11 protein-coding genes are annotated in these 13,780 nt (G+C 69.8%); 4 read left to right on the top strand and 7 right to left on the bottom strand.

The genetic code is table 11. The features are described from left to right. Window positions 1-62: 62 nt before the first annotated feature. Complete coding sequence (gene pnp, locus ASC65_RS11275) at window positions 63-2,303, top strand: polyribonucleotide nucleotidyltransferase (protein WP_056453052.1); 2,241 nt, start codon at window positions 63-65, stop codon at window positions 2,301-2,303. Between the two features lie 106 nt (window positions 2,304-2,409). Here the strand turns inward: pnp and ASC65_RS11280 are convergent, their stop codons facing one another. The 5 genes from ASC65_RS11280 to ASC65_RS11300 all read right to left on the bottom strand — a co-directional run bounded on the left by ASC65_RS11280 (window position 2,410) and on the right by ASC65_RS11300 (window position 7,519). Further along, entirely contained in the window at window positions 2,410-3,552 is a 1,143-nt protein-coding gene (locus tag ASC65_RS11280; protein ID WP_056453055.1) for a glycosyltransferase, read from the bottom strand. Beyond that, a complete protein-coding gene (locus ASC65_RS11285; protein WP_056453058.1) occupies window positions 3,552-4,799 on the bottom strand; it encodes a glycosyltransferase family 87 protein in 1,248 nt (415 codons plus the stop codon). Before ASC65_RS11285 ends, ASC65_RS11280 begins: the two co-directional genes overlap by 1 nt. Window positions 4,800-4,893: 94 nt before the next feature. Beyond that, a complete protein-coding gene (locus ASC65_RS11290) occupies window positions 4,894-5,337 on the bottom strand; it encodes a hypothetical protein (RefSeq protein WP_056453061.1) in 444 nt (147 codons plus the stop codon). A gap of 56 nt (window positions 5,338-5,393) precedes the next feature. After that, window positions 5,394-5,948, bottom strand: coding sequence for an ActR/PrrA/RegA family redox response regulator transcription factor (locus tag ASC65_RS11295; protein WP_056453063.1), 555 nt, complete (start codon window positions 5,946-5,948; stop codon window positions 5,394-5,396). A gap of 80 nt (window positions 5,949-6,028) precedes the next feature. After that, a complete protein-coding gene (locus ASC65_RS11300) occupies window positions 6,029-7,519 on the bottom strand; it encodes an ActS/PrrB/RegB family redox-sensitive histidine kinase (RefSeq protein ID WP_056453066.1) in 1,491 nt (496 codons plus the stop codon). 53 nt (window positions 7,520-7,572) lie between these two features. Here ASC65_RS11300 and ASC65_RS11305 point away from each other — a divergent pair, with 53 nt between their 5' ends. From ASC65_RS11305 to ASC65_RS11315, 3 genes are all read left to right on the top strand, one after another. Beyond that, complete coding sequence (locus tag ASC65_RS11305) at window positions 7,573-8,196, top strand: SCO family protein (RefSeq protein WP_056453069.1); 624 nt, start codon at window positions 7,573-7,575, stop codon at window positions 8,194-8,196. Between the two features lie 287 nt (window positions 8,197-8,483). After that, entirely contained in the window at window positions 8,484-9,764 is a 1,281-nt protein-coding gene (locus tag ASC65_RS11310) for a polyhydroxyalkanoate depolymerase (protein WP_056453072.1), read from the top strand. Further along, the gene (locus tag ASC65_RS11315) at window positions 9,730-10,446 is read left to right on the top strand and encodes a M48 family metallopeptidase (protein ID WP_056453074.1); all 717 of its coding nucleotides are present in this window, start codon (window positions 9,730-9,732) and stop codon (window positions 10,444-10,446) included. Before ASC65_RS11310 ends, ASC65_RS11315 begins: the two co-directional genes overlap by 35 nt. 39 nt (window positions 10,447-10,485) lie before the next feature. Here ASC65_RS11315 and ASC65_RS11320 read toward each other — a convergent pair whose 3' ends face one another. Both ASC65_RS11320 and ASC65_RS11325 read right to left on the bottom strand, forming a co-directional pair. Continuing rightward, the gene (locus tag ASC65_RS11320; protein ID WP_056453076.1) at window positions 10,486-12,618 is read right to left on the bottom strand and encodes a transglycosylase domain-containing protein; all 2,133 of its coding nucleotides are present in this window, start codon (window positions 12,616-12,618) and stop codon (window positions 10,486-10,488) included. Between the two features lie 146 nt (window positions 12,619-12,764). Further along, the gene (locus tag ASC65_RS11325; protein WP_056453078.1) at window positions 12,765-13,721 is read right to left on the bottom strand and encodes an alpha/beta fold hydrolase; all 957 of its coding nucleotides are present in this window, start codon (window positions 13,719-13,721) and stop codon (window positions 12,765-12,767) included. Window positions 13,722-13,780: the final 59 nt, after the last annotated feature.

Raw genomic sequence — 13,780 nt, forward strand, 5'->3', positions numbered from 1 at the left:
GACGCTCCACCCACTGATGGGACCCCGCGCGGAATCCGCCCGCGGGATACGAAAGACGAGACATGTTCGATATCAAACGCAAGACGATCGACTGGGCCGGCCGCCCGCTGACGCTGGAAACCGGCCGCATCGCCCGTCAAGCCGACGGCGCCGTGCTGGCGACCTACGGCGAGACCGTGGTCCTGGCCACCGTCGTCTACGGCCGCGCGCCCAAGCCGGGCCTGGATTTCTTCCCGCTGACCGTGAACTACCAGGAAAAGACCTTCGCCGCCGGCAAGATCCCGGGCGGCTACTTCAAGCGTGAAGGCCGTCCGACCGAGAAGGAGACCCTGGTCTCCCGCCTGATCGACCGCCCGATCCGCCCGCTGTTCGTCAAGGGCTTCAAGAACGAGACCCAGGTCGTCATCACCGTGCTGCAGCACGACCTCGAGAACGATCCGGACATCGTCGGCATGGTCGCCGCCTCGGCCGCCCTAACCATCTCGGGCGTTCCGTTCATGGGCCCGATCGGCGCCGCCCGCGTCGGCTACATCGACGGCGAGTACGTCCTGAACCCGACCCTCGACCAGCTCCCGGACAGCCAGCTCGACCTCGTCGTCGCCGGCACCCAGGACGCCCTGATGATGGTCGAGTCCGAAGCCAAGGAGCTGTCGGAAGAGATCATGCTCAACGCCCTGATGTTCGCGCATCGCGGCATGCAGCCGGTGATCGACGCGATCATCGACCTGGCCGAGCACGCCGCCAAGGAGCCCTTCGACTTCCAAGCCGACGACGTCTCGGACATCGTCGCCTCGATCCAGGGTCTGGTCGGCGAAGACATCAAGGCCGCCTACACCCACGCCGGCAAGTACGAGCGCCGCACCGGCGTCGACGTGGCCAAGAAGAAGGCCGCCGAAGCCCTGGTGAAGACGGAAGAGAAGCCGGAAGGCGTCGACTCCGCCAAGTTCGCCACCGCCTTCAAGGAATGCGAAGCCCACGTCCTGCGTCGCGACATCATCGACAACGGTCACCGCGTCGACGGCCGCGCCCTCGACAAGGTCCGCTCGATCGTCTCGGAAGTCGGCGTCTTCCCGCGCACCCACGGCTCGGCCCTGTTCACCCGCGGTGAGACCCAGGCCATCGTGGTCGCCACCCTCGGCACCGGTGAAGACGAACAGTACGTCGACGCCCTGAGCGGGACCTACAAAGAGAAGTTCCTGCTGCACTACAACTTCCCTCCCTATTCGGTCGGCGAGACCGGTCGGATGGGCGGCGCGGGCCGTCGGGAAATCGGTCACGGCAAGCTGGCCTGGCGGGCGATCCGTCCGATGCTGCCGACCTCGGAAGAATTCCCCTACACCATCCGTCTGGTGTCGGAGATCACCGAGTCCAACGGCTCCTCGTCGATGGCCACGGTCTGCGGTTCGTCGCTGGCCCTGATGGACGCCGGCGTGCCGCTGAAGCGTCCGGTCTCGGGCATCGCCATGGGCCTGATCCTGGAGCCCTCGGGCGAGTTCGCCATCCTGTCCGACATCCTGGGTGACGAAGATCACCTCGGCGACATGGACTTCAAGGTGGCCGGCACGCGCGAAGGCATCACCTCGCTGCAGATGGACATCAAGGTCGCGGGCATCACTGAAGAGATCATGCGCAAGGCGATCGCCCAGGCTTCGGCCGGCCGCCTGCACATCCTCGACGAGATGGACAAGGCCATCGACGGCGCCCGCACCGAGCTGGGCGAGTACGCGCCCAAGATCGAGCAGATCAAGGTTCCGACCGACAAGATCCGCGACATCATCGGCACCGGCGGCAAGATCATCCGCGAAATCGTCGAAAAGACCGGCGCCAAGATCAACATCGAGGACGACGGCACGGTGAAGATCGCCGCCTCGGAACAAGAGAAGATCGACGCCGCCAAGAACTGGATCTCGTCGATCGTCTCGGAGCCGGAAGTCGGCACCATCTACACCGGCAAGGTCGTGAAGGTCGTCGACTTCGGCGCCTTCGTGAACTTCTTCGGCGCCAAGGACGGCCTCGTCCACGTGTCGCAGATGGCTCTCGAGCGCGTCGCCAACCCGGCCGACGTCGTTTCGGAAGGCCAGGAGGTCAAGGTCAAATTCCTGGGCCTGGACGACCGCGGCAAGACCAAGCTGTCGATGAAGGTCGTCGATCAGGCGACCGGTGAAGACCTCACCGACAAGATCAACGCCGAACGCGCCGAGCGCGGCGAAGCCCCGCTGTCGGACGACACCGGCGGCCGCCCGAAGCGCGAAGGCGGCGATCGTGACCGCGGCGGCGACCGCGGCCGTCGTCGTCGCGACTAAGGTCGAGCGACTGCTGAACTGAAGAAGGCCCCGCTGGAGACAGCGGGGCCTTTTTTGGTGGCCCGCGGTCGGAAGGCTCCGCCTTCTCGACCCGACGCGGGCTCGATCAGTCCGGCCGGGCCGCCAGGGTCGCTAGCGCAGCCGGGGCGCCCTTCCCGCACGCGACCTTGTCCTTGCGGCCCCAGGCCAGGCTCGAGGCGGCGGAGTAGTTCCACACCGCGGCCAGCAGGGCCCCAGCCACCCCGGCTAGGAGAGTCGGCACGTGCAGCGCATGCAGGGACATCCCCGCGATCTGGTTGATCAGCGCCCCGGCCCCGCAGGCCAGGTAGAAGGCCAGCAGCCCCTTCCAGAAGGCGGCCCCGGTCAGTCGCCGGTCGCGGAAGGTCAGCAGATTGTTGAGCACGAAATTGCTGCTCATCGCCGCCGCCACCGCCCCGGCCTGGGCGGCCCAGAACGGCGCGCCGACGGCTTCGAGCACGGCCAGCAGGCCGACGTTGACGACCACGCCCGAGGCGCCGACCGCTCCGAACATCACGAACCGCGCCGACAGCAGCCCCTTGGTGCGCTTTTCGACCAGCTGGGCGCCGAGCTCGGCGATGACCCGCAGGTCCAGCTTGGACTCGCCGCCCAGGCGCGAGCGCAGGGCCGTCGGGGTCTCGAACACCTTCGGCGTCCGCCGGCCGGACAGGGCCAGGTCCAGCAGGACCTTGTAGCCGACCGGCGACATGCGCGGCCCGGCCTCGTCCAGCCACTCGCGGCGGAACAGGAACAGGCCGGCCATCGGGTCGGTCGTCGGCGTGCCGGTGACCAGCTTGGCCAGCAGCGTCCCGCCCTGGCTCAGCCGGTGGCGGAAACCGGTCAGGCCGGTGTGGGCGCCGGGCGCGTAGCGGCTGGCCACGGCGATGTCCGCGCCCTCGGCCTGCAGCCCCGCCAGCAGCTTCGGCAGGGTCGCCGGGTCGTGCTGGCCGTCGCCGTCCATCAGCCCCAGGACGCGGCCTCGGGCCTGGGCCCAGCCGGCGGCGGCGGCGGCGGCCAGGCCGCGCTCGCCCTGACGGCGCACCAACCGGATGCGGCGGTCCTCGCGGGCGCAGGCGCGGACCACGTCAGCGGTGCGCTCGTCGGCGGAATCGTCGACCACCAGGATCTCGACGTCGACATGCGCTAGATGCCCCAGCGCCTCGCGCAGCACCGGGCCGATCGACTCGGATTCGTCGAGGGTGCAGATCACCAGAGAAAGTTCGGGAGCCATCAGGGCCTCGCCATCGAAAGGGTAGCGGCGTCAGGAAGGTTCGCTTCGACCGTCTCGGCCGTCCGGGCGCGACGCACCAGACAGGCCAGCAGGCCCAGGACCACAAGCGGCGCGACCGGCAGGCCGGCGGCCATGGCCAGCGACCGGGACACGACCGGCAGGACGAAGCCGGCGACCAGCGCCGCCTTCTCCCAATCACGCCAGCCGTCACGGCCAGGGTCCTTCGTCGCCTCGCGGAACAGCCAGGCCAGCGGCACGGCCAGCAGCAGCAGGTCGTAGTCGAGCAGGAAGGGGGTCGCGAGCAGGGTCGCGGCGGCCAGCACCGCGCCGCGCGCCCGCGCATCCGCCTTGCGGGTCATCCAGACGGAGGCCCCGGCGGCGACCAGCGCCAGCCCTTGCAGGGCCCAGGCGACTGCGCCCGGGGCGCCCAGCAGCCGGGCCCCGGCATAGGCGCTCTGCATCTTGGCGTAGCCGACGAGGTTCTGCTCCAGCGTCTGCCGGGCCAGGGCCGAGGTCTCGAAGAATCCCTGCCAGGCCTCCGGTCCGAGCACGACCAGCGACAGGGCGCACAGGCCGACGGCGGTCGCGCCGGCGGCGATGAAGCCGCGCCAGTTGCCGGTGGCGATCATGAACAGCGGGACCAGGACGGCCAGGTGCGGCTTGATGACCAGGCAGCCGAACAGCACGCCGGACAGCCACGGCCGCTTCGACGCGATCAGGGCCCCGGCCCCGAACAGGGCGGCGGTCAGGAAGGCGTTCTGACCATGGCCGGCGTTGACCAACACGGCGGGGAAGGCGGCGATCGGCAACCAGCCGGACTCACGGCCCAGCCACCGTCGCGCCATGGCGGCGAAGGCCGCGCCGGTCGCGCCCAGCCACACCGCCAGCGAGGCGGCGTAGGGCAGGAGCGCGAGCGGCAGGCAGAGCAGCAGATAGGGGGGCGGGTAGAAGAAGGCGGCATAGCCCGCGCCCGGCCCGAATATCGCCGTCTGGGCGGCGCGGTGCGCTTCGACATCCCACGGCGAGCCGCCGGCCAGGGCCAGCTGCGAGGCAGTCCAGAAGCTGGCGAAGTCGGTGCCCAGCGCCTTGCCCTGCGGATCCAGCAGGGGCGACGAGAGATACAGATAGCCGACGGCGACGATCGCCGACAGCACCGCCAGGATGGCCAGATAGCCCTTGGCTCGCGCGGCGTCGAACCAATCGGCGCGGCGGATCAGGTCCAGGGTCTGGGCGGCGCGCGGCCCCATGCATCCTCCGACGGGTGAAGGATCAGCCTCGCCCGAAGATGCTTAAGGCCGCATGCAGCGACAGGGTTGATGGGGTCTTAAGCGCCCAGGCGGCTCAGCTCCGGCGGTCGCCCAGCCAGCGCAGGACGAAGGCCAGGGTGGCGGTGAAGAAGCCCAGGGTCGCCGACAGGGCCGCGCCGGCATAGCTCGGGGCGGTGATCTCGAAACTGACGCCGCCCATGCGCGCCGCGATCTGCTGGGTCGTCATCACCGTATAGCCTGCGCCCAGCAGCCCGAACCCGATCGCGGCGAGCCCCACGAGGAAGAGCGGCGTGTTCATCCGCCCCCGGCCCATGATCACCGCTGCGAGGCCTAGGCCGAGCACCGCGAACTGCAGCAGCAGGATCAGCAGCATGAACATCTTGGCCAGGATGTCAGCGTCCAGGAAGACATAGGCCGCCGTCAGCCCCTCGACGCTCGACATCAGCCATTGCAGCAGGCCGCCCGAGACGGCCAGGCCGACCGCCGCGATGAACAGCCAGATCGCGTGCTTCTTCATGGGAGCCCCCTCCAGGTTCGCCCGCAGGCTGGCCGGAGGCGGCTCTACGGTCAAGCTCAGCGCGGCGCGCGCTTGGCCAGGATGCGCTGCAGGGTGCGGCGGTGCATGCCGAGACGGCGGGCCGTCTCGGAGACGTTGTGGTCGCACAGCTCGTAGACGCGCTGGATATGCTCCCAGCGCACCCGGTCGGCGCTCATCGGATTGTCCGGCGGCTCGGGGGCCTCGCCGGTCATCAGCAGGGCCTTGACCACGTCGTCGGCGTCGGCCGGCTTCTGCAGATAGTCGACCGCCCCCGCCTTCACCGCCGCGACGGCGGTGGCGATGGCGCCGTAGCCGGTCAGCATGACGATGCGGGCGTCCTCGCGCCGGTCGCGGATGGCTTCGACCACCTTCAGCCCGTTGCCGTCCTCCAGCCGCATGTCCAGCACCGCGAAGGCAGGCAGGCCGCTGCGCAGCGCCTCATTGGCCTCCGCGACCGAACCGGCTGTGGTCACGGTGAATCCCCGGCTCTCCAGCGCGCGCCCCAGGCGTGTGCGCAGGGCGTTGTCGTCGTCGAGCAGGAGGAGGGTCTTGTCCTCGAGGGCGGCGATCCGGTCTTCGATCTCGGTCATGGGCGTCTCCTGGGCCTCAAGTCGGTAACGGCTCGCCGTCGGTCAAGGTCCCTGGCGAGGGTGCGACACTACAGCAGCGCTTAGGCGGGAACCTCCAGGGCGGGACGCGGCCAGCGGATGGCGACGCGGGCGCCCTTGGGCAGGCCCTTGCCGCCGTCGCCGAGGCCGACGGTGACCTTGCCGCCGGTGCGCTCAAGCAGGGTGCGGGCGATGAAGAAGCCCAGGCCCATGCCGCCCTGGCTCGGCGCAATGGCCTCGGGCTGGGGCGCGACCTTGCCGCCCTTGCCGCCCTTGGCCTTGCGCCCCGGGCCCGCCGACGAGACGGAGTGGGCGATCTGGGCCGCCAGGGCCCTGCGCGCCTTGCCCTGCGGGCGGCTGGTCACATAGGGCTCGCCGAGGCGGGGCAGGATGTCGGCCGGGAAGCCGGGACCGTCGTCGACCACCTCGATCTCGATGAAGCCGGCGTCGACCAGGGCCTGGACGCGCACCTTGCTGTTGGCGAAGTCGGCGGCGTTCTCGACCAGGGTCGACAGGCCGTGGATCACCTCGGGCAGGCGACGAACGCGCGGCGCAGGCTCGCCTGAGGCCGTGCGGACGGCGACGGTGAAGGCCAGGTCGAAGCCCCGGTGGGGCTCGACCACCTCCTCCAGCAGGGCCTTCAGCCCGACATTGGCGAACGCCTCGTCGCCCTCCTCCGGCTGCTGTGACAGGCGTTTGAGGATGTCCCGGCAGCGTTCGGCCTGCTGCAGGATCAGGCCGGCGTCCTCGGCGGCCGGCCCGTCGGGCGCGGCGCGCAGCATCTCCTTGGCGACCACTTGGATGGTGGCCAGGGGCGTGCCCAGCTCGTGCGCCGCCGCCGCCGCCAGCCCGCCCAGGGCCGCCAGCCGCTGCTCGCGCTGCAGCACGTCCTGGGTCGTCGCCAGAGCGAGTTCCAGCTTCTCAGCGTCGGCCGCCACCCGCCACGCATAGGCCGAGGTGAAGACCACGCCGGTGATCAGGGCCAGGCCGATGCCGAAACGGTAGAGGACGGGCAGATCCAGTTCGGTGCCCGCCTGCCATGGCAGGGGCATGGAGAAGAAGAACAGGCCGACGGTGGCCAGCAGCACCAGCAGCCCCATCATCGCCGCCTGCCGCCCCGGCAGGGAGGCGGCCGCCACCGTCACCGGCGCCACCAGCAGCAGGCAGAAGGGGTTCTGCAGCCCGCCGGTCAGCGCCAGCAGTAGGCTGAGCTGCAGGATGTCAAAGCCCAGATGCGCCGCGGTCAGCGCCCCGTCGGGCATGGCCACGTCGCTGCGCTGCAACCGGGCGGTGGCGTTCAGATTGACTGCGATGCTGGCGGCGATCACCGCCAGACAGCCCCACAGGGGCAGGTCGAAGTGGAAATAGGCCGTGGCCACGAAGATGGTGGCGCTCTGCCCGGCGATGGCCATCCAGCGCAGGATGACCAGGGTGCGCAGACTCAGCCCCCGGCTGCGCCGCGGCAGGTTGCGAAAGCCGGCGAAGCGGCCCTGGCCGTCCGGCGGCAGAAGGCCCAGAGGCTGCGACGAAGGAGGGTCTTGGGTCGGGTTCACGGCTCTTCTATAGACCGGCCACGCCCAAAGGGCGCGTTTTCGACGAGGGGGCCATGCCGCGCCGTTCCATCCTGCTGTTCGCCGGCGCCTGCGCGGCCCTGGCCGTCGCGGTGATCATCGCCACCGTCTTCATGCTCGGCCGCAGCGGACCCGCCGCCCTGCCCGGGACGGTCGTCTCCACCGGCGAGGCCAAGGTCGGCGGACCGTTCCAACTGGTCAACCAGGACGGCCAGACCGTCGATCAGTCGCTGCTCGCGGGCAAGTGGTCGGTGGTCTTCTTCGGCTTCACCTACTGCCCGGACTTCTGCCCCGGGACGCTGCAGATGCTCGAGGCGACCAAGCGCGAACTGGGGCCGCAGGCCGAGAATCTGCAGATCGTCTTCGTCACCGTCGATCCCGAGCGCGACACGCCGCAGGCGCTGAAGGACTACCTCTCGGCCGACGGCTTCCCGCAGGGCGTGGTCGGCCTGACCGGGACGCCGCAGCAGGTGAAGGCCGCCGCCGACGCCTACCGCGCCTATTACCAAAAGGTCGGGACGGGCGAGGATTACACCATGAACCACTCGCTCACGATCTACCTGATGGGCCCGGACGGGAAGTTCCGCTCAGCCCTGACCCACGACCTGGGCCCGCAGCGCGGCGCGCAGGTGATCCGCAATGTGATGGCGCGGGGGTGACAGGCCGCGTCGGGTCGAGAAGGCGCAGCCTTCTGACCGCGGCCCACTCCAAAAGCCGCGTCGGGTCGAGAAGGCGGAGCCTTCTGACCGCGGCCCACTCCAAAGCCGCGTCGGGTCGAGAAGGCGGAGCCTTCTGACCGCGGCCCACCAAGAGTTGATCGCCCCCCGACCCGATCCGGGCCGGAGAGGCCTCCCCAGACAACAGCGTGATCGCTGATAATCCTTTTGCAGTGCAGTGCGTTCTATGCTGCCCTGCCGCATCGGCGGGGGCCGCCTCCAAGGATTCCATGCTCTATTCGCTTCACGAGCTCGCCTATCACTCGGCGACGCCGTTCCGGATCGGGGCCCAGATGGCCCGACAGTTCTGGAGCTCACCGCTGAACCCGGCCGCCGACACCGCCATCGGACGGACGGCCTTCGCTTCGGCCGGCCTGTTCGAGAGCGTCACCCGGCGCTACGGCAAGCCCGCCTGGGGCCTGGAGAACGTCGCCATCGGCGGCCTGCCCGTGCGGACCACCGAGCAGGTGGTCTGGTCCTCGCCTTGGTGCCGCCTGGTCCGCTTCGCCCGGCACATCGGCGACCTCAAGCGGGCCGGCAAGCCCGCCGCCGCCCCGGCGGTCCTGATCGTCGCCCCCCTGTCGGGCCACTACGCCACCCTGCTGCGCGGCACGGTCGAGGCCTTCCTGCAGGACCACGACGTCTACGTCACCGACTGGGCCAACGCCCGCCAGGTGCCGATGCTCGAGGGCCGGTTCGACTTCTTCGACTACATCGACCACGTCCGCACCATGCTGGGCGTCATCGGCCCGCGCGCCCACGTCGTCGGCGTCTGCCAGCCGGGTCCGCCGGTGCTCGCCGCCTGCGCCCTGATGGCCGAGGACGAGGATCCAAACCGCCCGGCCTCGATGACCTTCATGGGCTCGCCGATCGACGCCCGCCTGTCGCCGACGGTGACCAACGAACTGGCCGAGGAGAAACCCTTCGCCTGGTTCAAGTCGAACATGATCCACACCGTGCCCTGGCCCTATCCGGGCTTTGGGCGGCGGGTCTATCCGGGCTTCGTGCAGCTCTACAGCTTCATGTCGATGAACGAGGAGAAGCACACCGACGCCCACTGGCGCTACTTCCAGGACCTGGTGTCCGGCGACGGCGACGGGGCGCAGAAGCATGAGGAATTCTACGACGAGTACCTCTCGGTGCTGGACCTGTCGGAAGAGTTCTATCTCCAGACCATCGACATCGTCTTCCAGCAGCACCTGCTCCCGCGCGGCCTGCTGGAGCACCGCGGGCGCAAGGTCGATCTGACGAAGATCACCGACATCGGCCTGATGACGGTCGAGGGCGAGAAGGACGACATCTCCGGCGTCGGACAGACCCAGGCCGCCCATGGCCTCTGCTCGAACCTGCCCGAGAACCGGCGGGTGCTCTACGTCCAGCCCGAGGTCGGCCACTACGGCGTCTTCAACGGCCGCCGCTTCCGCGACGACATCTACCCCCGGGTGCGCGACTTCATCGCCACCAACGAGAGCCTCTGTGCAGTACCGGAACGGCCAGCGGCTGCCGCCTGACGCCCTGGGCGTCGCCGCCCGCCTGTCGGTTAATCCGCGCGCCCGCCGGCTGTCGATCCGCATCGACGGCCGCGCCGGCGAAGCCGTCCTGGTCGCCCCTTCCGAGCGCAAGCTGGCCGAGGTTGTCGCCTTCGCCCGCACCAAGGCCGCCTGGATGCGCGAGCGCCTGGCCGAGCGGCCTGACAGCGCCCCGCTTGAGCCCGGCGCCGTGGTGCCCCTGTACGGCCGCCCGACCCGGCTGGTCGCGGTCGGCGGCGCCGGCGCGGCGCGGCTGATCGACGGCCCCGACGGACCCTTCATCCAGTCCGGCGGCGAGGGCGAGGCCTTCGCCCGCCGGGTCGAGAACCTGTTCAAGCGGCTGGCCCGCCAGGTGCTGCTCGAACGCACCGAGCACCACCTGCGCACGCTCGGCCAGCGTCCGGTCAAGATGTCGATCGCCGACACCAAGTCCCGCTGGGGGTCGTGCAGCCCGCACAACCGGTCGATCCGTTACAGCTGGCGCGTCATCCTGGCCCCGCCAGCCGTGGCCGACTATCTGGCCGCTCACGAAGTCGCCCACCTGGTCCACGCCGACCACAGCCCGGCCTACTGGTCCGTCGTCCAGCGACTCATCGGCGACCACCGCCCGTACCGCAAATGGCTCCGCGAGAACGGCGCGGCGCTGCACGCGGTCGGCAGATAGCTCGCGTCCCTTCTCCCGCAAGGGCAGAGGACGCCCCGTTCAGAAGAACAGCGGATCGCCCTTCTTCTCCGTCGGCGGACCCGGCTGAGCCGGTTCCGGGCGGGGAGGCTGCGGCTGGGTCGGACGCACCACCGGCTGCTGCGGCTGCGGCGCCGGCGGACGATCGCGGTCGGGCGCGATCGGGCGTTGCGCCGGCGGCGGATCGATCAGGCCTTCGTCGAGCGGATCGGTCGGTCCTTCAGCCGGGGGATTGTCGCCGAACAGGTCGCCGATCTGGCCGATTAGGCTCTCGACCGGGTTCGGCGGCTGCCAGCCCTCGGGCATCGGCGGTCCGTTGGGAATGGCCGGGGCGTTCAGGCGCGGCAGGGCCGCCTCCATGAAGCCGCGCCAGATGGCGGCCGGCGACGAGCCGCCGGTGACGCCGCGCATGGGAGTGTTGTCGTCCTTGCCGACCCACACCGCCGTAGCGAAACCGCCGGTGTAGCCGACGAACCAGGCGTCCTTGTAGTCCGAGGTCGTGCCCGTCTTGCCGGCGATGTCGCGGCCCGGAATGGCCGCCGAGCGGCCGGTGCCCGAGGTGATGACGCCGCGCAGCATCTGGTTCTGGTAGAACAGATACGGGTTCGAAATGGCCTGCAACGGGCCGTCGGCGCGGGCGGCCTTCTGATAGACCACGCGCCCCTGCGGGGTGCGGATGCGGCTGATGCCATAGGCCTTCACCCGCTTGCCGCCGTTGGCGAAGGCCGCATAGGCCTGGGCCATCTCGATCGGCGAGACCTCGACGGCGCCCAGGGCCATGGCCGGCTCCAGGCCGATGCGCGAGGTGATGCCGAGTCGACGCGCCGTGCGGGCGACGTTGTCGCGGCCCACCTGGTCGGCCATGCCCGCGGCCACGGTGTTGATCGACTGGGCCACGGCCTGGGACAGGGTCATCTCGCCGGCGAAGCCGCCGGAATAGTTCTTGGGCGACCAGTTGCCGATCTTGATCGGGGCGTCGTTGACCCGCGTCTCCGGGGTGAAGCCGCTCTCCAGCGCCGTCAGATAGACGAACGGCTTGAAGGCTGAGCCGGCCTGCCGCTTGGCGTCGGTGGCGCGGTTGAACTGGCTGTCGGCGTAGGAGGCTCCGCCGATCATGGCCCGCACCCGGCCGTCGCCGTCGACGGCGACGAGCGCCGCCTGCTGCACGCCCTTGGAGCGGTCGCGGTCGAGGATGCGCCGCACCGACCGTTCGGCCGAGGTCTGCAGGGTCAGGTCGAGCGTGGTCTCGACGATCATGTCCTCGGTCGGCTCGCCGACCAGTTCGCGGATCTGCTTGTCGAGCCAGTCGATGAAATACTGGGCGTGCTGGCTGGCCAGGGTGCGCGACACCCGCACCGGCTCGGTCACGGCCTGGGCGCGTTGCTCGGGCGTGATCACCCCGGCGTCGACCATTTCGTTGAGCACGACGGTGGCGCGGGTCGCCGCCCGCTCGCTCTCGGACACCGGCGAGTAGCGCGACGGGGCCTTCAGCAGGCCGGCCAGCAGGGCCGCCTCGCCGACGGTCAGCTCCTTGGCGCTCTTGTCGAAATAGCGCTGCGAGGCCGCCTCGATGCCATAGGCCCCGGCGCCGAAATAGACCCGGTTCAGATACAGGGCGAGGATCTCGTCCTTGGAGAATTTCATCTCCAGCCACACGGCCAGCATCAGCTCCTGGACCTTGCGCTTCATGTTCTGGTCCGGGGACAGGAACAGGTTCTTGGCCAGCTGCTGGGTCAGGGTCGAGCCGCCCTGGACGACGCGGCCGGCGCGCATGTTGGAGACCATGGCCCGGCTCATGCCGATCGGGTCGAAGCCGGGGTGGTGGTAGAAGCGCCGGTCCTCGATGGCGATGAAGGCGGCCGGCACATAGTCCGGCAACGAGCTGAGGTCGGCCGGCGGGGCCTGTTGGGTGCCGCGCACCGCGATCAGGGCGCCGTTGCGGTCCAGGTAGGTGATCGAGGGCTGGCGGTCGACGTTGTACAGCGTCGAGGTGTCGGGCAGGTCTCGCGCGAAGACGGCGAAGAAGACGACCAGGAAGATCAGGCCCCAGACGCCCAGGACCATGCCCCAGTACATCAGCCGCTGCAGGGGCGTCCGCTTGGGCTTCGGCGAACCGCCGTCACCGTCGCCGCCGCGGTTGAAGAAGCCGCCCATCAACGCCATCAAGTTCCTCACAAGCTGAGCCTTGCCGGTCTTAGCCGGTTACGCTCGCGTACGGAAACGCCCCCAACGAAACCCGACTTGGGTCCGTAACAGGATCGTGAAGGACGTTTCCGCCGAAAGCATGACCCTGAAACGGCCTATTCTAAAAAGGCGTTCACCTCGGCGGCGAACACGGCCGGCTGGTCCAGCATGATGAAGTGGGCGCTGTCATCGATCCGCTTCAGCTCGGCGCCCGGCAGATTGGCGTAGGAGGCGCGGTAAATCCCGTCGGTGATCTCATTGGTCATACGCGGGTCGTTGAACTTCACATACAGCACCTCGACCGGGGCGGTGATCTTGCCCAGCTCGGGACGCAGGTCGGTGACGATCAGCTCGCGGAACGACGCCGCCGAGGTCTGCTGGTCGCTGGCCTCCATGTCCGCGAGGGGACCGGCGCGCAGCGACTCCGTCTTGATCATGCCGTTGATCGAGGCCGCCGCCTGGGTGTTGTAGGTCTCGCGCGGGCTGTTCGCCATGCCGGCGTAGATCTGGTCCGCGGTGGCCGTGATCTGCTCGACCGAGGCGCCCGGCTGGCCGAACATCGCGCCCATGAATGGCACCATGTCGACGACCATCAGCTTGCCGACGCTGTCGGGGTGACGGGCGGCCAGCATCAGGCCGATGGTGCCGCCCATCGAGTGGCCGATCACCGCCGGCTTGGTCAGCCCCTGCTCGGCGATGTAGCGCGCCAGGTCCTCGGCCACCGGCGCGGCCACCGGGCCGGAGGCGTTGTCCTCGGCCGGCGCGCCGGCGAAGCCCTGCACATGCACCCGGTGCACGCGGTAGCGGCCCTTCAGCTGCTCGGTCAGGCCGTCCCAGACCTCCGGCGACGAGCTCAGGCCCGGGATCAGAATGACGTCGCCGACCGGATTGGCCGGGCCGTCGATGCGGACGTGGAAGCGGCCCGACTCGAAGTCGGCGTGCGCATGGCCGTGGCCGGCCTGGCCGTGCTGGGCGTGCGACCCGTGGGCCCCGTGGTCTTGGGCCAAGGCCGGGGCGCCCAGCGACAGGGCGGCGATCAGGGCGGCGGCGGCGGTCAGGGTCTTGAAGCTCATGTCGTCGGTTCCCGTTGGACGGGCGCGGCGCCCGTTTTCATCCCCTAGTCGTCGCAGAG

The organism is Brevundimonas sp. Root1279, from assembly GCF_001425945.1.
Classification (GTDB): Bacteria; Pseudomonadota; Alphaproteobacteria; order Caulobacterales; family Caulobacteraceae; genus Brevundimonas.